Annotated in this window: 18 protein-coding genes; 6 read left to right on the top strand and 12 right to left on the bottom strand. The window is 65.9% G+C overall.

Features of this window, described 5'->3' with window-relative positions:
• The first annotated feature begins 181 nt into the window (after positions 1-181).
• The 4 genes from QOL57_RS14465 to QOL57_RS14450 all read left to right on the top strand — a co-directional run bounded on the left by QOL57_RS14465 (position 182) and on the right by QOL57_RS14450 (position 3,343).
• Entirely contained in the window at positions 182-688 is a 507-nt protein-coding gene (locus tag QOL57_RS14465; RefSeq protein ID WP_244900635.1) for a hypothetical protein, read from the top strand.
• Between the two features lie 13 nt (positions 689-701).
• On the top strand, positions 702-2,132 hold the full coding sequence (locus tag QOL57_RS14460) for an XVIPCD domain-containing protein (protein WP_089236085.1): 1,431 nt from the start codon (positions 702-704) through the stop codon (positions 2,130-2,132).
• A gap of 64 nt (positions 2,133-2,196) precedes the next feature.
• The gene (locus QOL57_RS14455; protein ID WP_089236086.1) at positions 2,197-2,973 is read left to right on the top strand and encodes a HipA family kinase; all 777 of its coding nucleotides are present in this window, start codon (positions 2,197-2,199) and stop codon (positions 2,971-2,973) included.
• A complete protein-coding gene (locus QOL57_RS14450; RefSeq protein WP_089236087.1) occupies positions 2,951-3,343 on the top strand; it encodes a DUF3037 domain-containing protein in 393 nt (130 codons plus the stop codon). The genes QOL57_RS14455 and QOL57_RS14450 overlap by 23 nt, the downstream gene beginning before the upstream one ends.
• A 4-nt stretch (positions 3,344-3,347) precedes the next feature.
• Here QOL57_RS14450 and QOL57_RS14445 read toward each other — a convergent pair whose 3' ends face one another.
• From QOL57_RS14445 to QOL57_RS14435, 3 genes are all read right to left on the bottom strand, one after another.
• Positions 3,348-3,731 (bottom strand): energy transducer TonB, encoded by a 384-nt coding sequence (locus QOL57_RS14445; protein WP_141134210.1) that lies wholly within the window; start codon positions 3,729-3,731, stop codon positions 3,348-3,350.
• A 47-nt stretch (positions 3,732-3,778) separates the two neighbouring features.
• The gene (locus QOL57_RS14440) at positions 3,779-4,234 is read right to left on the bottom strand and encodes a DUF4952 domain-containing protein (RefSeq protein WP_283401536.1); all 456 of its coding nucleotides are present in this window, start codon (positions 4,232-4,234) and stop codon (positions 3,779-3,781) included.
• A 91-nt stretch (positions 4,235-4,325) separates the two neighbouring features.
• Complete coding sequence (locus QOL57_RS14435; protein WP_089236090.1) at positions 4,326-5,234, bottom strand: LysR family transcriptional regulator; 909 nt, start codon at positions 5,232-5,234, stop codon at positions 4,326-4,328.
• Positions 5,235-5,356: 122 nt separating this feature from the next.
• Between QOL57_RS14435 and QOL57_RS14430 the strand changes: the two genes are divergently transcribed.
• Positions 5,357-6,346 carry a zinc-dependent alcohol dehydrogenase family protein gene (locus tag QOL57_RS14430; protein ID WP_089236091.1) on the top strand — a complete coding sequence of 330 codons (990 nt, stop codon included), beginning with the start codon at positions 5,357-5,359 and terminating at the stop codon, positions 6,344-6,346.
• Between the two features lie 74 nt (positions 6,347-6,420).
• Here the strand turns inward: QOL57_RS14430 and QOL57_RS14425 are convergent, their stop codons facing one another.
• The 8 genes from QOL57_RS14425 to ligA all read right to left on the bottom strand — a co-directional run bounded on the left by QOL57_RS14425 (position 6,421) and on the right by ligA (position 19,505).
• Positions 6,421-7,851: a serine hydrolase domain-containing protein gene (locus tag QOL57_RS14425; protein ID WP_089236092.1), complete on the bottom strand. Its 1,431-nt coding sequence runs from the start codon at positions 7,849-7,851 to the stop codon at positions 6,421-6,423.
• An 87-nt stretch (positions 7,852-7,938) separates the two neighbouring features.
• Positions 7,939-10,470 (bottom strand): membrane-bound PQQ-dependent dehydrogenase, glucose/quinate/shikimate family, encoded by a 2,532-nt coding sequence (locus QOL57_RS14420; RefSeq protein WP_089236093.1) that lies wholly within the window; start codon positions 10,468-10,470, stop codon positions 7,939-7,941.
• 130 nt (positions 10,471-10,600) lie between these two features.
• Positions 10,601-13,315 carry a DNA gyrase subunit A gene (gene gyrA / locus QOL57_RS14415; RefSeq protein ID WP_089236094.1) on the bottom strand — a complete coding sequence of 905 codons (2,715 nt, stop codon included), beginning with the start codon at positions 13,313-13,315 and terminating at the stop codon, positions 10,601-10,603.
• Between the two features lie 233 nt (positions 13,316-13,548).
• Positions 13,549-14,613 carry an S-methyl-5-thioribose-1-phosphate isomerase gene (gene mtnA / locus QOL57_RS14410; RefSeq protein ID WP_089238002.1) on the bottom strand — a complete coding sequence of 355 codons (1,065 nt, stop codon included), beginning with the start codon at positions 14,611-14,613 and terminating at the stop codon, positions 13,549-13,551.
• Positions 14,614-14,660: 47 nt separating this feature from the next.
• The gene (locus QOL57_RS14405; RefSeq protein ID WP_089236095.1) at positions 14,661-15,392 is read right to left on the bottom strand and encodes a DUF3011 domain-containing protein; all 732 of its coding nucleotides are present in this window, start codon (positions 15,390-15,392) and stop codon (positions 14,661-14,663) included.
• 151 nt (positions 15,393-15,543) lie between these two features.
• Positions 15,544-16,500, bottom strand: coding sequence for an EF-P lysine aminoacylase EpmA (gene epmA / locus QOL57_RS14400; protein ID WP_089236096.1), 957 nt, complete (start codon positions 16,498-16,500; stop codon positions 15,544-15,546).
• Positions 16,497-16,982: a GNAT family N-acetyltransferase gene (locus QOL57_RS14395; protein WP_025876917.1), complete on the bottom strand. Its 486-nt coding sequence runs from the start codon at positions 16,980-16,982 to the stop codon at positions 16,497-16,499. Before QOL57_RS14395 ends, epmA begins: the two co-directional genes overlap by 4 nt.
• A 51-nt stretch (positions 16,983-17,033) precedes the next feature.
• Positions 17,034-19,505: an NAD-dependent DNA ligase LigA gene (gene ligA / locus QOL57_RS14390; protein WP_176429846.1), complete on the bottom strand. Its 2,472-nt coding sequence runs from the start codon at positions 19,503-19,505 to the stop codon at positions 17,034-17,036.
• 182 nt (positions 19,506-19,687) lie between these two features.
• Here ligA and QOL57_RS14385 point away from each other — a divergent pair, with 182 nt between their 5' ends.
• Positions 19,688-20,812, top strand: a complete 1,125-nt coding sequence (locus QOL57_RS14385; RefSeq protein WP_089236098.1) for a pyridoxal phosphate-dependent aminotransferase — start codon at positions 19,688-19,690, stop codon at positions 20,810-20,812.
• Positions 20,813-20,955: 143 nt separating this feature from the next.
• On the opposite strand, the gene zipA is transcribed toward QOL57_RS14385, so the two are convergent.
• Complete coding sequence (gene zipA / locus QOL57_RS14380) at positions 20,956-21,693, bottom strand: cell division protein ZipA (protein ID WP_089236099.1); 738 nt, start codon at positions 21,691-21,693, stop codon at positions 20,956-20,958.
• Between the last annotated feature and the right edge of the window lie 2 nt (positions 21,694-21,695).

The raw sequence follows: 21,695 nt of genomic DNA, 5'->3' as shown, positions 1-21,695 counted from the left end.
GTCAATTCCATTTAACCTGTGATTCACCTGGCCCACTTTAGGGTCAGCGCTCAACATGCAGGGAACGCTTATGTTTGGGTACGCATTCACACGGCCATGGGCAATTGCCCTATGTGCGGCCTCGCTTTGCGCCTGCACACACGCGACTGATCGTTCGTCGACTTCTCAAGGACCCGCTACCATGGCATCGACTGCCTCCGACGCCGCAACGCCGTCTGCACTCAGGGCAGACCAACTCCTGTTGCGTCTGCTGGATCTGATCAAGGACACCACCTCCACCCGGGAACTGACCATTGAACGGGTATCGCAGGCCATGCAGGCGCCCGCACAGCGTTTTGGCCCGGGGCACTTCGGCTACGGTGGCACGCTCACTCCAGAGTGGAGCTACGGCCTGGAGGTCAAGAAGGCTGGCGCCGCCGATGCGCGTCTCGATCTCAATTTCATCGACACCACCGCCGACCGCAAAGCCAACGCAACGGCGATCTGCGAGGTCGACTTCAATCAGTTCGCCTCGGCTCTGCAGGCCGCGGGCTTCAAGCGTGAAACCATCCGCGGCGAGCACGGCCGGGTCATCCATGACCGTTTCGATCGTCCAGACCAGAGCATCACGGTCGATACGCTGCCAGAAAACCCGACCCCATCCGGCGAACCGGCACATGCCTGTGTCCGCCTTGTGACCGTGCAGTAAGGAGCACCGCACCATGCCTACGCTTTCAGCGGATACGGAACGCCTGCTGACCGAATTTGCAGGAGAACCCGATGTAACGACCGATCAGGTCGACAACCTTCGCAAGGCCATCGCCAATTCTCCCGCACTGGCAACCCAGGTCGACGCGGCCATCGCCGCCGGCCACCTGCAGCACTTTGAGCTGCTGCCTGCCGACAGCAATGTGGGCGGCGAGTACGACGGCGGCACAAAGGCCATCCGCCTGCCGGCATCCAGTCTGTCCACCCCGGCAGCCCCGGACAGGCACAACGCTGCAGAGCTGACCTTCATCATGGGCCATGAGATCCAGCACGGGTTCAATGACGCAGCGACAGAGCGGGCCTATAAGCAGTTTGAATCCGATATTGCGGACGTTGCCGCGCGCGATTCGACCCACGACTACACGCAAGCCATCGGTTCCATGCTCGCAGCCAACCGGCGCGACGAGGCATCGGCGAACATCGAGGGCTGGAATGCGCTGGTAGGCATGGTCAAGACCGCCAACCCGGACGCCACGCTGGAGGATGTCTACGAAGCAAGTACCCGCGCCAAGGAATTCGTGCGCGTGCAGCCCGGCCCGCCAATGACCTATGCCGCGCATCCGGACCTCACACTCAATGCAGACCTGAGCATGACCGCCACTGCCGCCAACATCGAGGGCATGGGCAAGCACTACTACGACGAAGGTGTGTCGTCCGGGCTGGGGCCCAACGGCAATTCGGACTACCAGAATTTCTACGGTGCTTATGCGATCGGCCGTGCCTGCGAGGAAGAGGCCAGAAACCCGGCACCCGATGGCATCAGCAGGATGTCGGTGAACATGGCACAACTGGGCCTGCAGGAAAGCCTGCTGGAACAGAACGGCCTGTCTCTGGGTGAGGGCAGTCTGCCACGGCAGCCCTACTTCGATACCAGCACCTCGCCGTCCACGCTGCATTATTTCGACCACACCGAGGGCACCTACGCGCACATACCCATCACCGCGCCGGCGACCGCCACTCCCTCGGCCGAGGCGCAGGTTGCGTTGGCGGGCGGCAACGACCGTGCCCTGCACGATCAGATCCGCGGCAAGGTGGCAGAGTTGGATGCCGCCAACGGCCGCAGCTTTGACGCCTCCAGTGAACGCCTGAGCGCGAGCCTGCTGGTGCTGGCCCGCGAGAACGGCCTGGACCGCGTGGATCATGTGGTGCTCAGCCGCCAGGCCGGCGACGTCGCTGCGGCACAGAACGTGTTCGTGGTGAAGGGCGCACTGGATGATCCTGCGTCGCTGCGCGCATCGGCAGCCACGGCTGAAGCCGCACAGCGGCCGGTGCAGGAAAGCCTGGACAGCCTCGCCATCGTCAACCAGCGCCAGGCCGACCACGCCTCGCAGGAACAGACACGCCAGCAGGTGCAGGAGCAGCAGCGCAGCGCACTGTCGCATTGAAGTCAGGGACGGCGCCGGGCATCGCCCGGCGCAACCCAGGCATGGGCCAAGCTAGAATGCGCACATGCGTACCGTCCATGCCCTCCGCTACATCACCCCCTTGCGGGAAGGTGGCTCACTGCCTGCCGTGGTCGAGACCGACGACGACGGTATGGCGGTGCTCAAGTTCCGTGGTGCCGGCCAAGGGCCGAAGGCGCTGATCGCCGAGCTGATCGCAGGTGAGATGGCGCGCGCGGTGGGTCTGCCGATTCCGGAGATCCTGTTCGTGGAGCTGGACAGCGAATTCGCCCGCACCGAGCCCGACCCGGAGATCCAGGACCTGATCCGCGCCAGCGAAGGCCTGAATCTGGGCCTGGATTACCTGCCCGGCGCGATCAACTACGACCCGGCGGCGATGCCGGTGGACGCTGACCTGGCCTCGCGTATCGTCTGGTTCGATGCGTTCACCAGCAACGTCGACCGCACCACGCGCAATCCGAACCTGATGGTGTGGCATCGCAAGCTGTATCTGATCGACCACGGCGCGGCAATGTACTTCCATCACGACTGGGCCAACGCCGGCGATGCCTGCGAGAAGCCCTTCGTGCTGATCCGCGACCACGTGCTGCTGTCGTTCGCCAGCCGCATCGCCGAGGTGGATGCCGAACTGGCCGCGCGCCTGCCGGATGCGGAAATCGAGCGCATCGTCGGCCTGGTGCCGGACAGCTGGCTGGTCGATGAGCCGGCCTTCGACAGCCCCCGCGCCTACCGGCAGGGCTACGTCAACTACCTGAAGCATCGCCTGAAGGTGCGTGCGGTGTTCGTGCAGGAGGCCATCCGTGCCCACGCTGCACACGTATGACTATGCCGTCATCCGCGTGGTACCGCGGGTGGAGCGCGAGGAGTTCATCAACGTCGGCGTGATCGTGTCCTGTCCGGGCGCACGTCACCTCGAAGCGGCGATCGAGATCGACGCTGCGCGCCTGCAGGCCTTCGCGCCGGCGCTGGATATTGAAGCGCTGCAGCCGTGGCTGGATGCCATCGTGGCGATCTGCCGGGGCGATGCCGACGCCGGCCCGATCGCGCAGCTGCCCGCGCGCGCGCGCTTCCATTTCCTGACCGCCAAGCGCAGCTCGGTGGTGCAGATGTCCAGCACCCATGTGGGCCGCACGGCGGACCCGGCGGCCGTGGTCGAACACCTGATGGCAAAGATGGTGCGGGTGCCGACCTAGTGCCCTACTTGCCGCCGCCCCAGCGTGCGGTCATTTCGCTGCGGATCGGCGTGCGCTCGGTGTTGCTGTCCGTTGCGGTGAAGCACATCGCCTTGACCGCGTTCAACGCCCAGTCGCTGAAGGCCGTCGACGGCTTGGCATCCACCACCTTTACGTCATACGTGCGGCCGCGCTTGTTGACCGAATAGGCCACGGTCACCTCCTCTGCGAACTGCACACGCCCGGGATCGGCATTCAGTCGTGGGCGGAAGGTGCCTTCCACCGGCTTCCAGTACGTCAGCGCTTCGGCCTGCTGCAGCTGCAGCGGCTCGGGAGATGCGGCGATGGCCATCGGACTCATCGCCAGGGTGAGCGTGATCGCAGCAACACGGAGCAGCATCGGAGGCATGGTTGTCATTCCCTGTACGCCAGTGGTCGGTGCCCAAGCGTACGCCATCACGGACCTTTCCGGTTCACCGCAACGGTGACCGCGAAGTAGGGAATCGCGCTCCACTGCCCGCGCGGATGATGCAGCGATTCCACGCCCATGCCGATCTGGTAATTCACGCTGCCCGGCCGCTCGCGCCAGAAATAAGGCGCGCCGTTGCTCCAGCCGCAGCAGACATAGGTCAATGACGGCATGCCGAAGGTCTGATGCAGGTAGGCTTCAATCCTCGCCGCCGACGCCCCGCTGACGCGATACCGCGCTTCCATCGGCTGGAGGTAGGAAGCATCGTCCTGCGTGCAGCCGACGTATTCCAGCTCAGCGGGCTTTCTCCCCATCGCCTGCAGGAAATCCTGGCAGACGGTGTCGGGCCGGGCCAGGCCTTCGGCGCGGCCGTGCAACTCCCACTCGGCGATCGCAGCGGCGGGCGTCTGTGCGCTGGCAGTGACGACGCTGCCGATCAGCAAAAGATGCAACATGGTGATGGCAGGTCCTCTGCAGGCGTGGCGAGACGTCATCGTAAGCGAGCGGCGCCACCACCCGCTGCGCACACTTCGATCAACGCTCACGCGCCATGCTCTGTTCGGTGAAGCGCGCCACGCAGAAATCCAGGAAGCTGCGCAGCTTCGGCGTGACCTGGCGATCGCGGGGATACAGCAGGTTGATCGAGGTGGATACCGGCACGAATCGAGGCAGCACCTCCACCAGTGCGCCGCTGGCCAGAACGGCAGACATCATCTCGAACGGCTGCAGGATCAGCCCCAGCCCACCGACTGCAGCGGTCAGCAGCGGCTCGGCCTGGTTGACCATGAAGCGACTGGAGACCGGCACGGTCAACACCCCGCCCTGTGGGTCATGGAAGCTCCACCGCGTACGGATCACCGAGTGGGCGAAGCCCAGGCATTCGTGCCGGCTCAGGTCCTGCGGGTGAACGATGGGGGGGCGTGCAGCCAGATAGCCGGGGGCAGCGCACAGCGCCAGCGGGTACGGTCCCAGCCGCCGCGCGACCAGCCCGCTGTCGGCGAGATCACCGGTGCGGAACACCAGGTCGTAGCCGTCTTCAACTACGTTGACCAGGCTGTTGGACAGGTTCAGGTCCACCTGCACGTCGGGATACTGCTGCATGTAGGCCACCACCGCCGGCCCCAGCGCGTGCACGCCGAAGGTGACCGGCGCACTGATCCGCAGCCGCCCCATCGGTCGCCCGCGCGCGATCTCGGCCAGCTGCTCGGCACTCTCCACTTCTTCCAGGATGACCCGGGCACGGGCCAGGTACGCCTGCCCGAAGTCGGTCAGGCTCTGCTTGCGCGTGGTGCGGTTGAGCAGGCGCACGCCCAGATGCTGCTCCAGCGTCTGCACATGCTTGCCGACCAGTTGCGGCGACAGGTCCAATGCCTCGGCAGCGGCGGCGAACGAGCCCACCTCGGCCACCTTGGCGAAGCTGCGCAGGGGTGCGATAAGGTCCATTGCAAACTATTGTTTTCCAATGAAACGCCAGATTACTCCTTCTTTCGTTCGCCGGCCGCGCGCACAGTAGCGCTCTGTTCCCCCTGCCCGGCCACCAGCCGGCGTTCCCTTTGGAGACCCCCATGACCCAGGTTGTCCGCATCCACGCCTATGGCGACGCCGATGTGCTGCGCGTTGACGATATCGACGTACCCGCTCCTGCCGCCGATGAGATCCAGATCCGGGTCAAGGCCATCGGCTTGAACCGCGCCGAGGTGATGTTCCGCAACGGCGCCTATCTGCAGCAGGCAGAGTTCCCGAGCCGCCTGGGCTATGAGGCGGCTGGCCTGGTTGAAGCCGTAGGCAGCGCGGTGACAGGCTTCGCTGCAGGCGATCCCGTCAGCGTCGTGCCGCCGCTGGATATCGCCCGCTGGGGCACCTACGGCGAGCTGGCCAACGTGCCGGCGCGACTGGTGGTGAAGCACCCGTCGTCGCTGGGCTTCGAGCAGGCCGCTGCGGTGTGGATGCAGTACGTCACCGCCTGGGGGGCACTGCTGGAGCAGGCCAAGCTGGGTGCCGGCGATTTCGTCATCATCACTGCAGCGTCAAGCAGCGTTGGCCTGGCTGCCATCCAGATCGCCAATGCTGTGGGCGCAACGCCGATCGCGGTAACCCGTGGCCCGGGCAAGCGCCAGGCGCTGCTCGATGCCGGCGCCGCCCATGTCATCGCCACCCAGGAGCAGGACCTGGTGGCCGAAGTTGCCCGCATCACCGCAGGTGCTGGCGCGCGCGTGGTGTTCGATCCCATCGGCGGCCCGCAGTTCGTGCCGCTCACCGAAGCGATGGCACGCGGCGGCATCCTGCTGGAGTATGGCGCGCTGAGCAGCGAGCCTACGCCGTTCCCGCTGTTCAACGTACTGGGCAAGTCGCTGACGCTGAAGGGCTACCTGTACTCGGAAATCGTGTCCGACGATGCGGCGCTGGCGCGTGCGAAGGCGTTCATCGTCGATGGCCTGGACAAGGGCGTGCTGGCACCGCTGATCGCCAAGGTGTTTACGTTCGCGCAGATCCAGGACGCGCACCGCTACCTGGAATCGAACGAGCAGATCGGCAAGGTGGTGGTGACGGTTTAACCGGTTGCGCGATACCCCTGTGACGTTCGGAATGTACCCGCAGGGGTCGTCAATGCTGTTGCCAGCGCCGTGTGCTACAGAGGCACGCGGCGGGCGATGTAGTTGATCACATTGCCCACGGCATCCGGATCGACGTTGGCCAGGCCGACCAGCACGTATCCCTGCTCAGGCATCACCACAATGGCACTGTTCGAACCGGGCGCCCCGCCCTCGTGGCCGAACTGGCGCTGCCTTCCCTCGCCCTGAACCATGAACCCGTAGCCATACCAGCCCTTGCGGTTCTGTGGACGGGTGGCCTGCTGCAACCACACCGGCGAGACCAGCTTGCCGGTACGCAGGGCCTCTGCGAACTTCAACATGTCACCTGCGGTGCTGTAACCGCCGCCAGCGGCAGTCCCTCGCCATGGCAGGGATTTGGTTTCGACGATCCACTGCCCTTTCACTTGGGTATAGCCGCTTGCACGATGTGGAACGTCCACCGATTCCGGTTCAAAACCGGTTTCCGTCATGTCCGCCGCGCGCAGAACATGCTCGTTGACATAGTCGTAGTACGTCTGCCCGGACACCGCCTCGATGATCCGGCCCAGCACGATGAAACCATAGTTGGAATACCCATCCTGGCTGCCTGCAGCAAACTGCGGGGCATCCTTGGCGAAGCGCTGCACATAGTCGTCGTGGGTTTTCAGCGACGCCGCGTAGTGCTCGAAATCATCACCGAAGAAATCACCGAGGCCGCCGGTATGGCTGAGCAGTTGCCGGATCGTGACCGTGCCTGCCACCGTTTTGTTCGGATAGTCCGGCAGGCGTTTTCCGATGGTGTCATCCAAGGCCAGGCGACCTGCTTCAGCCAGTTGCAGGATGGCCACTGCGGTGAACATCTTGTTGGACGAAGCAAGGCGGAACTGCGTCTGCGCATCGACGGGCACGTGCTGCTCGCGGTTGGCCAGCCCTCCCTGCCACTGCAGCAGCACCCTGCCATCGTGCGCGACCAGCACGGCGCCAGACAGCGAATCACTTGCCTGCAGGGCGTTGAGCCGGGCGGTACTCTGGGCCAGGAGTGCCGGCAGCTCCATGCGCGCAGGCTGGAACTGCGGCGGTGTCGGCACGCCTTCCAACTGGAACACCTTCACGTGGCGCGGCGCGGCAGGGTCCATTTCCGCAGTCAACAGCATCGCCCGTTCGCTGTCTTCGCCCAGCACCAGCACTTCGGCCTTCTCAGGCGTGTTTGAGCGTACTTCGAGCACCTTCATCGGCCCATTGGACGCACGGAACTCCAGGTAATCCTGCGGACCGCTGCCGGTCGTCTTTGCGTACCTGTCGGCGAACGCCTGCAACGCCTGGAGACTGTTGGCATTGAAGGCGGACAGCCATTCATCGACGGCGTCCTGTGCGCGTGAGCCGGTTGATTCAACTGGCACTGCAGCCGCACCAGCACTGAATGACACCGCCAACAGCAAGGCGAAGATCAGTGGGAAGACACAGAAGCGTCGACGACGCACGGACATGACGGATCCTTCGCAGACGGGGCGTAGCACCATCCTAGACGACAACCGCACAGGTCACTGCACTGCAGCCGGCATCAGATGCCGACGCTATTCCGGCAACGCATACGCCATCACGTAATCCCCGGCCGGCGTCTCCATGAAATGGTGCCCGCCGGCCATGATCACCACGTACTGCCGCCCGCCCTGCTCATACACCATCGGGTTGGCCTGTCCACCTGCTGGCAGTTTGGTATGCCACAGCTCCTTGCCGGTCTTCAGGTCGATGGCACGCAGCAGGTCGTCGGTCGCTGCGGCGATGAAGATCAGGCCGCTGGCGGTCACCACCGAACCGCCATTGTTCGGCGTGCCGATTTCAATGGGCAGGCCGGAGCGGATGCCAAACGGGCCGTTGCCGCGTGCGCTGCCGAACGGCCGGTCCCACAGCAGTTTGCCGCTGCGCAGGTCAATCGCACGGATGCCGCCATAGGGTGGCTGCTTGCACAGCAGGCCGGTGAACGGCAGCCGCCAACCGGCATTGACGTCGATGCCATAGGGCGTTCCCACCTGCGGATCCCCTGCCCCTTCGGCACCGCCCTTGTCCGCGCGGATCTGCTCGCGCGGCAGCCAGCCTTTGCGGTCGGCCTCGGCGCGCGGCACCAGCCGGTTGTAGTTGGGCATGTCGTTGTAGTTGGCCACGATCACGCCGCGTCGCGTATCGATGGCCACGCTGCCCCAGTCCGAACCACCGTTGTAGCCGGGGTATTCGATGGAATGGTGATCGCTGCTGGGCGGTGTGTAGAAACCTTCGTAATGCGCCTTGCGGAACTGGATGCGGCAGACCAGCTGGTCGATGGGGGTGATGCCCCACATGTCGCGCTCGGTCAGCGCATCGTCGCGCCGCAGCGTGTGGTACAGCGAGAACAGCTGGCTTGCGGCGCGCTGCTCGGGCTCAACACCGCCCTGTGGCACCTTGCGCTCTTCGGCCGGGGTCAGCAGCTGGCCGTTGCGACGGTCGAGGATGTACATGTCGCCCTGCTTGGTGGGCAGCAGGATCGCCGGCACCTTGCCCGATGCCGTCGGGTAGTCGATCAGGCTGGCCTGCGAACCCAGGTCGTAATCCCAGACGTCCTTGCGCACCGCCTGGAAATGCCAGACCGGCTTGCCGGTGGCTACATCGATGGCGACCAGCGAGGTCGCGTATCTGTTCTGGTTCTCCGTGCGCGAGCCACTCCAGTAGTCGCCCGCGGCATTGCCCATCGGCAGGTACACCAGGCCCAGCGCTTCATCACCGGTCGCGGCGGTCCACATGTTCGGTGTGCCACGCGTATAGGTCTGCTCGCGTGGTGGCAGGCCGCTGCGCTCGGGCTGGTCCATGTCCCACGCCCAGCGCAGCTTGCCGCTGATCGCATCGTAGGCCTGGATGACGCCGGAAGGCGCGTCGCGACGCTGTCCGTCCAGTACCTGATGCCCGGTGACGACGACACCGCGGACGATCGCCGGTGGCGAGGTGATCGAGACGTAACCCGGTGGCACCTCGCCCATGCCCAGGGTGATGTCGACCTGGCCGTTGTTGCCGAAATTCGCACAGGGGCGACCGCTGTCGGCGTCCACCGCGATCAGGCGGCCATCCAGGGTGCCTTCGATGATGCGTGCACTGCACGCTGCGCGGCTGCCGGGCGCAGCGCTCCGGCTGATACGGGTCGGCGGTGGTGCGGGCAGCGCGAGATCGGCGGCCACGTCAGCCAGCGCGGCATCGGCGAGGGTCGGTGCGCTGGGCTGTTCGTAATAGGACACGCCACGGCAGGCGGCCGTGTACGGGATCGAAGCATCCTTCACCTTTGGATCGAACCGCCATAGTTCCTTGCCGTTGCCGGCATCGAGCGCGATCAGCTGATTGCGGGCGGTGCACAGGTACACCCGGTCACCGATCTTCAGTGGCGTGGTTTCCGCACCCCAGCGCTTCTTGGGCAGGTCGCCGGTACGGAACTGCCACGCCAGTTGCAGGGTGCCTACGTTTTCAGGGGTGATCTGCTGCAGCGGCGAATAGCGGGTCGCCGCATTGCTGCGCCCCCACGCCGGCCAGTCGCCCTCCACCGGCTGGTCGGCCGGCTGCAGGCCGGTGGTATCACGGGTCGGATCGAGCCCGGCGCTGACCGCCGGCTCCGGGAACGGCCGGTGCCCGTCAACCAGGCCATGGGGGGCGAACGCGAGGCCGAAGGCAGCCACGAACACCAGCATCAGCACAGCGGCCACGCTGCGCGAAAGGCGCTTGGGTACCGGCGCCTGCAGGGTCGGCGCCAGCAACGCCAGGACGATGCCGAGCCCGGTCACCAGGCCCAGGCGTGGCACCCAGCGCCAGTAATCGCTGCCCGATTCCCACCAGGTCCACAGCAGGCTGCCGAGGAAGACCAGTGCGTACAGCAGCGCACCGCTGCGGCGATTGCCCCACAACAGGATGCCGCACACCAGCAGGCCGAGGCCGGCGATGGCGTAGTACCACGAGCCCCCGAGGCTGGCCAGCCAGCCACCGAGCCCGCCGATGATCAGGCCGAGCACGATCAGCAACAGGGCCAGGACGGTGATGAGCGGGTGGCGGGATGTGGGCGTTGCGGCGGACGCGGACTGCGGCGTGGCGGACATCGACGATCTCCGGGGGCAGCATGCGCCCTTATGCCACCGTCACCGTGAAGTGCGTGCGTATTTTGGACGGCAGACACGACGACGCCGGCACTGGGCCGGCGTCGTCGGGTACCTCAGTGTCGCGGCAGGATCACTCCTGCGCGGCGTCCTCGCTGCTGGCAGCAGCCGGTGCGCCGTCGGTCGCGGCCGGGGTGGCGGCGGCCACCTCGTCCTCGTCCTCGTCGATCGAGGCATCCATGCGCTCCACCGCCTGCAGCTTCTCGTCCTTGGACAGGCGGATCAGGGTCACGCCCTGGGTGTTGCGGCCGACGCGGCTGATTTCCGAACCACGCGTACGCACCAGGGTGCCGCCATCGGAGATCAGCAGGACTTCATCATCGGTACCCATCAGCACCGCGGCAACCAGCTTGCCATTGCGCTCGGTGGTCTGGATGCCGATCACGCCCTGCGTGCCACGACCCTTGCGCGGGTAGTCCGGCAGCGGGGTGCGCTTGCCGTAGCCGTTTTCGGTGGCGGTGAGGATGTAACGCAGGTTGGCGTCGTCGGCACCTTCGATCACCGTCTCGCCCGTGGCGATGGCTTCCTCGACACCGTTGTCGTCCTCGCTCTCATCCTCGATGCCGCCAGCACTCTCGGCCACGATCAGGCTGACCACTTCCTCGCCGGCCGGCATCCTGATGCCGCGCACGCCCGTAGCGGTACGGCCCATCGAGCGGACCTTGTCTTCACCGAAGCGCACGGTCTTGCCGTTGGAGGCGAACAGCAGGATGTCGCGCTCGCCATCGGTCAGGCCGACGCCAACCAGGGCATCGCCCTCGTCGAGGTTGATCGCGATCTTGCCGCGGGCCAGACGGAAGGCGAACTCGCCCAGCGGGGTCTTCTTGACCGTACCGTTCTTGGTGGCGAAGAACACGAACTGGCCATCGGCGTACTCGCGCACCGGCAGCACGGCCTGCACGCGTTCGCCGGGCTCCAGCGGGATCCAGTTGATGATCGGACGACCGCGGGCGTTGGAACCGGCTTCGGGCAGCTGGTACACCGGCAGCCAGAACACCTTGCCCGAACTGGTGAAGGTCAACAGCGTGTCGTGCGTGTTGACCAGCCACAGCTGTTCGATGAAATCCTCTTCCTTGGTCGACGCCGCGCTGCGGCCACGGCCGCCACGGCGCTGCGCGCGGTACACGCTCACCGGTTGGCGCTTCACGTAGCCGGCGTGGGAGACGGTGACCACCACGTCTTCCGGGGCGATCAGGTCGAGGATGTCCAGATCTTCTTCGCTGTGGCGGATCTCGGTACGGCGCTCGTCACCGAACTCGGCACGCACGTTGATCAGCTCTTCGCGGATCACCTGCAGCAGGCGGTCGGGATCTTCCAGGATATGGATCAGCCCGGCGATCACTTCCAGCAGCTGCTTGTATTCCTCGGTCAGGCGGTCCTGCTCCAGCCCGGTCAGGCGGTGCAGGCGCATTTCCAGGATCTGGGTCGCCTGGATCTCGGTCAGCTGGTAGCCGCCTTCGATCAGGCCCACACCCTTGGGCAGGTCATCGGGACGCGAGGCTTCGGCACCGGCGGCGCCGAGCATCGAACCGACCAGGCCCGGCTCCCACAGGCGCGCAAGCATGCGTTCGCGTGCTTCACCCGGGTTCGGCGAGGTCTTGATCAGTTCGATCATCTCGTCGATGTTGGCCAGCGCAACGGTCAGGCCTTCCAGCACGTGGGCACGGGCGCGCGCCTTGCGCAGCTCGAACACGGTGCGGCGGGTGACCACTTCGCGACGGTGGCGGACGAAGGCCTCCAGCATCTGCTTGAGGTTCATCAACTGCGGGCGGCCGTCGACCAGCGCCACCATGTTGATGCCGAACACCGACTCCATCTGGGTCTGCTGGTAGAGGTTGTTGAGCACAACCTCGGCCGACTCGCCGCGCTTGATTTCGATGTAGATGCGCATGCCGTCCTTGTCGGACTCATCGCGCAGCTCGCTGATGCCTTCGATCTTCTTTTCCTTGACCAGCTCGGCGATCTTCTCGATCAGACGCGCCTTGTTCACCTGGTAAGGAATTTCAGTGACGATGATCGATTCGCGGCCGTTGTCGGCCACTTCGACATCCGCCTTGGCACGGATGCGCACGCGGCCACGGCCGGTGCGGTAGCCGGCGATGATGCCGGCGGTGCCGTTGATGATGCCTGCGGTCGGGAAATCCGGGCCGGGGATGAACTCCATCAGGCCGTCGATATCGATTTCCGGATTGTCGATCAGCGCGATGCAGGCATTGATCGATTCGGTGAGGTTGTGCGGCGGAATGTTGGTCGCCATGCCCACCGCGATACCGGCCGAACCATTGACCAGCAGGTTCGGGAACCGGGTCGGCATGACCGTCGGCTCCAGTTCCTTTTCGTCGTAGTTGGGCTGGAAATCGACGGTTTCCTTGTCGATGTCCGCCATCAGCTCATGCGCGAGCCGCGACATGCGCGCCTCGGTGTATCGCATCGCCGCAGCGGAGTCGCCGTCGACCGAACCGAAGTTACCCTGGCCATCGACCAGCATGTAACGCAGCGAGAACGGCTGTGCCAGACGCACCAGCGTGTCGTACACCGACTGATCGCCATGCGGGTGGTACTTACCGATGACGTCACCGACGATACGTGCCGACTTGAAGTAGGGCTTGTTGCTGTGCGCGTTGAGTTCATTCATCGCAAACAGCACACGACGATGCACCGGCTTGAGGCCATCGCGCGCATCTGGCAGCGCGCGCCCCACGATCACGCTCATGGCGTAATCGAGGTAGCTCTTGCGCATCTCGTCTTCCAGGTTGACCTGGATGATTTCCTTGGCGGTTTCTGCCATTCGGGTTCCGTTGTCTGGTAGCGGTCCAGTCCGGCGCATCCACCCGGGGGCGGTCGTGCCGGAACCTCGATTCAACCGCTGGATTCTACCACACGGGGCCGTTTTCCGCCTGCTTTTGCGGTGATTTTACCGGCACAAATCAGGAACTTAGGGGTTTGCCGGCCAGCAACCGGCGCTACCGGGGCTGGGGTCGGAGCCCTTTCCTGTGGAAAGGGCTCCGACCCCGTGCCGCATCAACCGCCGAAGGCGGCGCGCATGTTCTCTGCGGTCGGGTTCAGGATCACCCCCCGCTCGGTCACGATGGCATCGATCAGCTCGCCCGGGGTGACATCGAACACCGGGTTCCAGGCAGCGATGCCCTCGGCCACGGTGCGGGTGCCGCCCACGCCGTACAGTTCGCCCGGATCGCGCTGTTCGATCTCGATCTGGCTGCCGTCCACGGTATCCATGTCCACCGTCGAGGAAGGCGCCACGACCATGAACTTCACCCCGTGGTGGCGGGCCGCGATGGCCAGCTGGTAGGTGCCGATCTTGTTGGCGGTATCGCCGTTGGCGCAGATCCGGTCGGCGCCGACGATCACCCACTGCACGGCACCGGTCTTCATCAGGTGCGAAGCGGCCGAGTCGGCGATCAGCGTCGCGTCGATGCCGTCCTGCTGCAGCTCCCACACGGTCAGGCGCGCACCCTGCAGCCACGGCCGGGTCTCGCCGGCAAACACGCGGGCGATACGGTCCTGGGCCATGCCGGCGCGGATCACGCCCAGCGCCGTTCCAAAGCCGGCGGTAGCCAGCGAACCAGTATTGCAATGGGTCAACACGCCGCTGCCAGCCTCGATCAGGCCGGCACCGAGGGCACCCATATGGCGGTTGGCGGCCAGGTCTTCTTCAGCGATGGCCTGTGCCTCGGCCTCCAGCATCGCCTTCCAGTCGGCACCGGCAGCACCCAGGCAACGCCGCATGCGTGCCAGCGCCCAGGCCAGGTTCACCGCGGTCGGGCGCGAGGCATTCAGCCGCTGCAGCGCCGGTTCCAGCTGCTGCAGGGCGTGCGCGCCGTCGGCGGCCTGAACATCACGTGCGGCCAGCACCACACCCCAGGCGGCAGCGATGCCGATGGCTGGCGCGCCGCGCACGGTCAGGGCGTGGATGGCGGCGGCCACCTCATCACTGTCATGGCAGGCCACATGCTCGACCACGAACGGCAGCTTGCGCTGGTCAAGCAGTTGCAGGGTATCGCCGGTCCACAGGATCGGGCGGATGTGGTCGTAGCGGGCGTAGTCGAGGTCGGTGGCAGTGTTCATGGGCCCCATTGTAGGGCCACGCCACGCGCGGATGGATCCTGTCCGGATCAGTTCACCGAGAATTCGGCGCGGCAGCCGCCGTCGACCCAGATGCCGTTGCGGTTCCAGCCCCAGGTATTGCCTTCCTCGCACGGGGTGCTGGAAAGCTGGTTGGAGATGGTGGCGCTGGTGGAGATGCTGGCGCCACAGAAGCGGCGCTTCTTGGACTTGGATTCGCAGGTCAGCCGGCGCGGCATGTCGACGAAACGGCCCTGCTCGTCGGCCACCTCGAAGTCACCCTGGCAACCGCGGGTGGTCCATACCTCATTGCGCTTGTAGCCCCAGCCCTGCCCTTCCCGGCACGGCAGCACCGACAGCTGCCGCAGCAAGCGCACTGGCGCACCATCCAGGCGTACCGGACAACTCTGCGGGCGACCGCTGGACTCACAGCGCACGACCCGTCGCACCAGACGCTTGCGACCCTCGGCCGAGGGCGCAGCACCATTCTCTGCATGGCGCGCGCGGAACTCAGCGCGGCAGCCCAGGGTCACCCACACGCCACTGCGGTCGGTGCCCCACTCGCTGCCACGGATGCAGCTGTTGCTGGACAACTGGCGGATCAGGTCGACGCCGTTGCTGACGTCGATATCACAGTGCACCCAGCCCATGTCGCGGGATTCGCAGGTCACCACTTCGCTGTCATAGCCAAGCGACTGCGCCGATGCGGTCGACGGAAGCAGGCCACCCCATATCGCCACGGAGTACATCGGTGCCGCTACGACCGCAAACCACTTGACCAAAGCCTTCCCCATGAATGGATGAACCACGACGCAAGTGTGCGGTATCGACTGTGATAAGAGCATCATCGTGCTTGCTGAATCAAGCGCGTAAAAGCGTGTTTTCGTTCAGCCTGCCAGGTCCATGGGAACAGGTCCATGGGAAATCGTCGGGTCACGCGTGGGCAAAATCGAATGCAAGTACATCTGCAATGCGCGGTGTACGGTGCATTGCCATCAACAGGCGATCAATGCCAACGGCAACACCGGCACAGCCGGGCATCAAAGGCAGTGCATGCAGCAACGCTTCATCCATCGCGGGCTGCACCTGTCCGCGCGCGTGGCGGCGCTGCAGGTCATGCTGGAAACGCACGCGTTGTTCAGCCGCATCGTTCAGTTCGTGATAACCGTTGGCCAGCTCCACCGCGCCCAGGTACAGCTCGAAACGCTCGGCCAACGGCGGTGTGCCGGCGCGGATGCGCGCCAATGCCGCCTGGCTGGCGGGCCAGTCGTGGACGACGGTCATGACCGCGTCATCGAAATGCGGTTGGATACGGTGGGTCATCAGCAGATCCAGCCAGTCATCGCGGGTCAGGCCCACCGGATCGATGTGCACCTCGCCCAGCGCGGCGCGCAGCGTTGCCTCATCGGCATCGAACGGGTCCACGCCTGCGTGCTGCTGGAACAGTTCGCGATAGCTCAGCACACGCAACGTCGCGCTGCGCCCCACCAGCGCCAGTGCCTGTCCCACCAGTTCCGCGGTTTCCTGCAGCAGCCGATGGTGGTCCCAGCCAAGCCGATACCACTCCAGCATGGTGAACTCGGGATTGTGGCGGCCGCCCGCTTCGCCATTGCGGAACACCCGGCCCAGTTCATAGCAGTCGCCCACGCCGGCAGCGAGCAGTCGCTTGAGTGGGAACTCCGGCGAGGTACGCAGCCAGCGGCGGCGGCCGCCCGCATCGACGTGGCCGCTGAAATCGGTGTGGAAGCTGTCGATGTTGGGCTCTGTGTTGCCCGCCACCGACAGGATCGGCGTTTCCACCTCCAGCACGCCACGCTCGGCGAAGAAGCGCCGCACCAGTGCATTGAGAGTGGCGCGCTGTTGCAGGCTGCGCAGCAGCGCCTCGCTCACAGGATGCCCTCCGGGCGTGGATGGTCCAGCGGCAGGGTCAGCAGATCGCGGGTGTCATCGATGTAGCCACTCGCCAGGTACAGGCGGCGCGCCAGTTCGTTGTGATGGTTGACCTCCAGCCGCAGCCGGCTGACCCCGCGCCCCCGCGCGCGCTGTTCGCAGATGGCCAGTGCCCGCTTGCCACGGCCACGGCCGCGTGCGCGATGGCTGAGATAGAGCTCGTCCAACAGCATGAAATGGCCGCCCTGCTCCAGGCTGAAGCCCATCGCGATCACCGCATAGCCGACGACGGCTGCGGCCTCGTCCAGCCACAGCAGCACTTCGCCGTTGCGCGGATCGGCCAGCAGCGCATCGACACCACGGCGCACGCGCGCATCGTCGAATTCGATCTTGTCTTCGGCGTAGAAATCGCGCATCAGCGCGATCAGCAGTTCCTCGTCGGCACGGGTGGCCAGGCGGAAATCCAGCGGAGCGGTCTGCATCAGTGTTCCTCTGCGGTTGCGTGCCGGGCGCCTGCGCACCCGGCCGGTTCATCATTCGTGTTCGGCGAGGTAGGCCAGCAGGCGGTCTTCATCCCACACCGGAACGCCCAGCGCTTGCGCCTTGTCCAGCTTGGAACCGGCCTCGGTGCCGGCCACCACGAAACTGGTCTTCTTCGAGACGCTGCCGGACACCTTGGCGCCCAGTGCCTCCAAACGCTCCTTGGCGGTATCGCGATTGAGCTGGGCCAGCGTGCCGGTGAGCACCACCGTCTGCCCGTCCAGCGGGCCGGCCACCACTTCGGCCAGGGCCGGTGCACTGGCCAGGATGTGTTTCATCTCCACTTCGGCCGCCAGCAGCATCGCACCGTGGCCCTCGCTGTCCAGCCAGTCAGCGACGCCGCGCGCGGTGTCATCGGGTAGCCCTGCGTTGACGAACTGGCCGTGCTCGGCGTCCAGCACCGATTGTGCGCTGGGCAGTGCGGCGACCAGCTTCTCGGCACGCAGGCGGGTGATGCCGGGAATCTCCGCTTCAACCAGCAGTTGGGCCAGGTCGAGACCTTCGCGCAGCTTTGCGCTCGGCGGGTGCACGTCGCTGATGCGCACCTGCCCCACCTTCAGCAGTGCATCGATGGCCTGCTGGTTGCCCTCCTGTTCGAAGAAGTGGCCCAGCGAGCGCGCCACCTCGCCACCGATATCCGGCACGCGCTTGAACAGCGGCCACGGCAGGCGGCGGATCAACGCCAGATCGCCAAACCACTGTGCCAGTGCCTTGGCGGTGCTCTCGCCGACATGTTCGATGCCCAGTGCGAACAGCAGTCGCTCCAGCGTCGCATCACGGCTGGCGTCGATTGCAGCAATCAGGTTGTCCGCCCACTTGGTGGCGATCTTCTTCGTGTTCCATTCGAAGGCTGCCGGCTGCGCCAATGCCTGCGCGCGCCATCCCGCATCGTTGCCATCGAGCTTCAGCACGGCGTTGAGCACCGCGCCGCTGCCTTCGGCGGGCAGATGCAGTTTCAGGCTGGCCGCGAGTGCGGAAGGATCTTCCGCATCCAGCACCAGCTTCAGGTGCAGCAGCTGGTCGCGGGTGAGGCGGTACAGATCGGCCACGCTCTTGACGATGCCGGCGTCCACCAGGGTTTCGATGTACTTGTCGCCAAGGCCGTCGATATCCATCGCCCGTCGTGAGGCGAAGTGGGCGATGGCTTCCTTGCGCTGCGCCGGGCAGGACAGCTCGCCCGAGCAGCGCCACGCGGCGGCACCTTCCTCGCGCACGATCTCCGAACCGCACACCGGGCAGCTGGTCGGCATCTGCCAGGGCGTGGTACCCGCAGGGCGGCGGTCGAGGATGACGCTGACCACTTCCGGGATCACATCGCCGGCACGGCGCACGATCACACTGTCGCCCACGCGCACGTCCAGCCGCGCGATCTGGTCAGCGTTGTGCAGGGTGGCGTTGGAGACGATCACCCCAGCCACCGCGACCGGCGCAAGACGTGCCACCGGCGTGGCAGCACCGGTGCGGCCGATCTGGATTTCGATGGCCTCCAGGGTAGTGCTCTGTTCCTGCGCCGGGAACTTGTGCGCGATGGCCCAGCGCGGTGCGCGCGATACGAAGCCCATGGTCTGCTGACCGGCGCGGTCATCGAGCTTGTAGACCACGCCATCGATATCGAATGCCAGGCTGTCGCGACGCTCGCCGATGCCCCGGTAATAGGCCAACAGGCCGTCGCTGCCTTCGACCACCCTGCACAGGTCGCTGACCGGGAAGCCCCATTCGCGCAGCTGTGCCAGCGTGCCCGAATGCGTATCGGGCAACTCACCGCCCTGCACGTCACCGGTGCCGTAGGTGAAGAAACTGAGCCTGCGCTGCGCACTGATCTTCGGATCAAGCTGGCGCAGCGAACCGGCCGCAGCATTGCGCGGATTGGCCAGCACCTTGCCGCCGTGCAGGCGCGCGCGTTCGTTGTAGGCCTCGAAGTCGGCGCGGGCCATGTAGACCTCGCCACGCACTTCCAGCACATCCGGCCAGTCCTTGCCTTTCAGGCGTTTGGGGATGTCGCCGATCTCGCGCAGGTTGGCGGTCACGTCCTCGCCGGTGCTGCCATCGCCACGGGTGGCACCCAGCACGAAATGCCCGTCCTCATAACGCAGGCTGATCGCCAGGCCGTCCATCTTCGGTTCGGCGGAAAAACGCAGGGTGCCGCGGCGCAGACGCTCATCAATGCGGCGCACGAAGTCGGCGACTTCCTCATCGCTGAAGGCATTGGACAGCGACAGCATCGGCACTGCATGGGTAACTTCGGCGAAGCGTCCCGACGGGCGGGCGCCCACCTGCTGGGTCGGGCTGTCGGCACGGGCAAGATCGGGATGCTCGCGCTCCAGCGCCTCCAGCTCACGCACCAGACGGTCGTAGTCGACGTCGGGAATCTCCGGCGCATCCAGCTCGTGATAGGCACGATTGGCCTGGGCGATCTGCCGGCGCAGGTCTTCGGCACGTTCGGCGGGGCTGGGGCTCATCGGAATCCGCGGGTTCTGGGATGGCCGTGAATTCTACCGCGCCTGCGCGTCAGGCCCTGTCTGTAGCGTCGAGCCAGGTTCAACGGGCGGCGAACAGCAGTCGAGCGTGGCTTCGGCTCTACGCAACCGCTTGCCGGCAATCACTGCCAGCGCTAGCGTGCATCGGTCGCCCTTCCGGAACCGCCTCTGTGACCCTGCCTGCCTCCCGTCGCCACTTCCTGCAGCTGGCCGGCGCCGGCCTCGCGCTCGCCAGCAGCGGCCTGCCCCGGTCGGCCCAGGCACAGCCGGCGACCGTGGCCCCGCCAAACACCAATGAAGGCGCGGTGCTGCTGAACTTCAACGAATGCCCCTACGGCCCCTCGCCCGCCGCTCAGCAGGCGGCGCGCGACAGTATCGCCAGCTGCGGGCGTTACCGCTTCGCCCTGGCCGGAGAGGTGCGCGATGCCTTCATCGCCCAGGCCGGAATTCCCGCCGACCACGTGCGCCTGTATCCGGGCTCCAGCGAACCGCTGAACCGTGCGGCGACGCTGTGGACCGGCCCACAAGCGGGCCTGGTGGTGGCCGACCCGACCTTCGAGACGCTGGGCGAGATGGCAGCCGCGCGAGGCGCCCACGTGCAGAAGGTGCCACTGCGCAGCGACGGCGCACACGACCTGCGCGCGATGGTGGCCGCCGCGCACGCGCGACCGACCGGCCTGCTGTACGTGTGCAATCCCAACAACCCCACCGGATCGATCAGTCCCACCGAGGAACTGGCCTGGCTGCTGGCCAACAAGCCCGCCGGCACCCGCGTGCTGCTGGACGAGGCCTATCTGCAGTACAGCGAACAGCCCAGCCTGATTGCACAGGTAGCCCGGCGCGATGACCTGATCGTGCTACGCACGTTCTCCAAGCTGTACGGCATGGCCGGCCTGCGCCTTGGCGTGGCGGCGGCACATCCCGAGCGCCTGCGCGAGCTGGCCAGCCTGGGCGAGAACCCGCTGCCCGTGCCCGCACTTGCAGCGGCACTGGCCAGCCTGCGTGACCCGCAACTGATCCCGCAGCGACGCCTGCAGAATGCCAAGGCCCGGCAGACCACCATCGTCTGGCTGGGCAAGCGTGGCTTCGACTGCCTGCCGACGGAAGCGAACTGCTTCGTGGTGGATGTGCAACGTGACGGCGCTGCCTTCGCCAAGGCCATGGCGGACAACGGCGTGGTGATCGGCCGCAGCTGGCCGATCTGGCCGCAGCGCGTGCGCGTGACCGTGGGCACCGAGGAAGAGATGGCGCGCTTCCGCAGCGCGTTCGCGAAGGTGGCGGGCGTACCGGCCTGACCCTGTTGGTGGGGGCGAACCTTGGTTCGCCCTATCCACGCATGGCGTGGATCTGCTACTGGCAGAACCTGAGTGCCCCCATCCACGCATGGCGTGGATCTACTGGTCTGGTGGGTGCCGACCGTTGGTCGGCACGCCCGGATTTACCAGCGCGGGGTCTTGGTCAGCGGCGGGGCCTGGTGCTGGCGGTCATAGGCGCGAAGCTCATCACGGATATGGGCGATGCGCTGGCGACCGAGCGCGTTGCGGCCGTCATCCAGTACCACGCCATCGAGCAGCTCGGCCATGCGCTGCACGGTCGGCAGCATCTTCTCCCAGGCATCCAGCGCGGTCAGCGGCGCCGGCAGGGTCAGGAAGAAGGCGATGGCCGGGGTTTCCATGGCGCGGATGTTGCCCATGTCGAAGCTGCCAGGCTTCATGATGCTGGCCATCGAGAAGATCGGGCCACGTTCGGGATGACCCTCGACCAGCCGGTGGAAGACATTCATGTGGCCAAACACCAGGCCGGTCTTTTCCGCTGCCACGACGATGTCTTCGCCACGCAGTTGTTCGCCGGCGCGGGCGGCCACGAACAATGAAACGATCTTGTCGAAATCCTGGGTCGCGCGCTTGCCCAGGTCGCTGGCTGCGCCATCGACGTCGGGCAGTCCCAGTTCGGCCTGCTCGACCGCATCGCCCATGCCAGGCTCGACGCGGGCGTCGGCCACGGGCACGCCATCCTCGCCCAGCACCGGCTCGCGGCGCTCGCCGCTGGTCGGCTCGGCGCTGTCCAGACGACGGCCCTGGGGCTTCTTCTTGGGACGGCCAAACAGGAAGATCGCAGCGACCAACAGCAGGCCGGCGGCCAGGATGCCGATGCGCAACAGTGCCGTGTCGGACATTC

The organism is Stenotrophomonas sp. yr243 (assembly GCF_900184195.1).
Classification (GTDB): Bacteria; Pseudomonadota; Gammaproteobacteria; order Xanthomonadales; family Xanthomonadaceae; genus Stenotrophomonas; species Stenotrophomonas lactitubi.
Note: the sequence above shows the minus strand (reverse complement) of the source record. Positions and strands in the feature narration are given on the sequence as shown.

What these genes read in the sequence shown, in the direction of transcription:
- QOL57_RS14465 (WP_244900635.1), top strand. Translation starts at nt 182, where the DNA reads ATGGCATCGACTGCCTCCGACGCCGCAACGCCGTCTGCACTCAGGGCA.
- QOL57_RS14460 (WP_089236085.1), top strand. Translation starts at nt 702, where the DNA reads ATGCCTACGCTTTCAGCGGATACGGAACGCCTGCTGACCGAATTTGCA.
- QOL57_RS14455 (WP_089236086.1), top strand. Translation starts at nt 2,197, where the DNA reads ATGCGTACCGTCCATGCCCTCCGCTACATCACCCCCTTGCGGGAAGGT.
- QOL57_RS14445 (WP_141134210.1), bottom strand. Translation starts at nt 3,731, where the DNA reads ATGCCTCCGATGCTGCTCCGTGTTGCTGCGATCACGCTCACCCTGGCG.
- QOL57_RS14435 (WP_089236090.1), bottom strand. Translation starts at nt 5,234, where the DNA reads ATGGACCTTATCGCACCCCTGCGCAGCTTCGCCAAGGTGGCCGAGGTG.
- QOL57_RS14430 (WP_089236091.1), top strand. Translation starts at nt 5,357, where the DNA reads ATGACCCAGGTTGTCCGCATCCACGCCTATGGCGACGCCGATGTGCTG.
- QOL57_RS14425 (WP_089236092.1), bottom strand. Translation starts at nt 7,851, where the DNA reads ATGTCCGTGCGTCGTCGACGCTTCTGTGTCTTCCCACTGATCTTCGCC.
- QOL57_RS14420 (WP_089236093.1), bottom strand. Translation starts at nt 10,470, where the DNA reads ATGTCCGCCACGCCGCAGTCCGCGTCCGCCGCAACGCCCACATCCCGC.
- gyrA (WP_089236094.1), bottom strand. Translation starts at nt 13,315, where the DNA reads ATGGCAGAAACCGCCAAGGAAATCATCCAGGTCAACCTGGAAGACGAG.
- mtnA (WP_089238002.1), bottom strand. Translation starts at nt 14,613, where the DNA reads ATGAACACTGCCACCGACCTCGACTACGCCCGCTACGACCACATCCGC.
- QOL57_RS14395 (WP_025876917.1), bottom strand. Translation starts at nt 16,982, where the DNA reads ATGCAGACCGCTCCGCTGGATTTCCGCCTGGCCACCCGTGCCGACGAG.
- zipA (WP_089236099.1), bottom strand. Translation starts at nt 21,693, where the DNA reads ATGTCCGACACGGCACTGTTGCGCATCGGCATCCTGGCCGCCGGCCTG.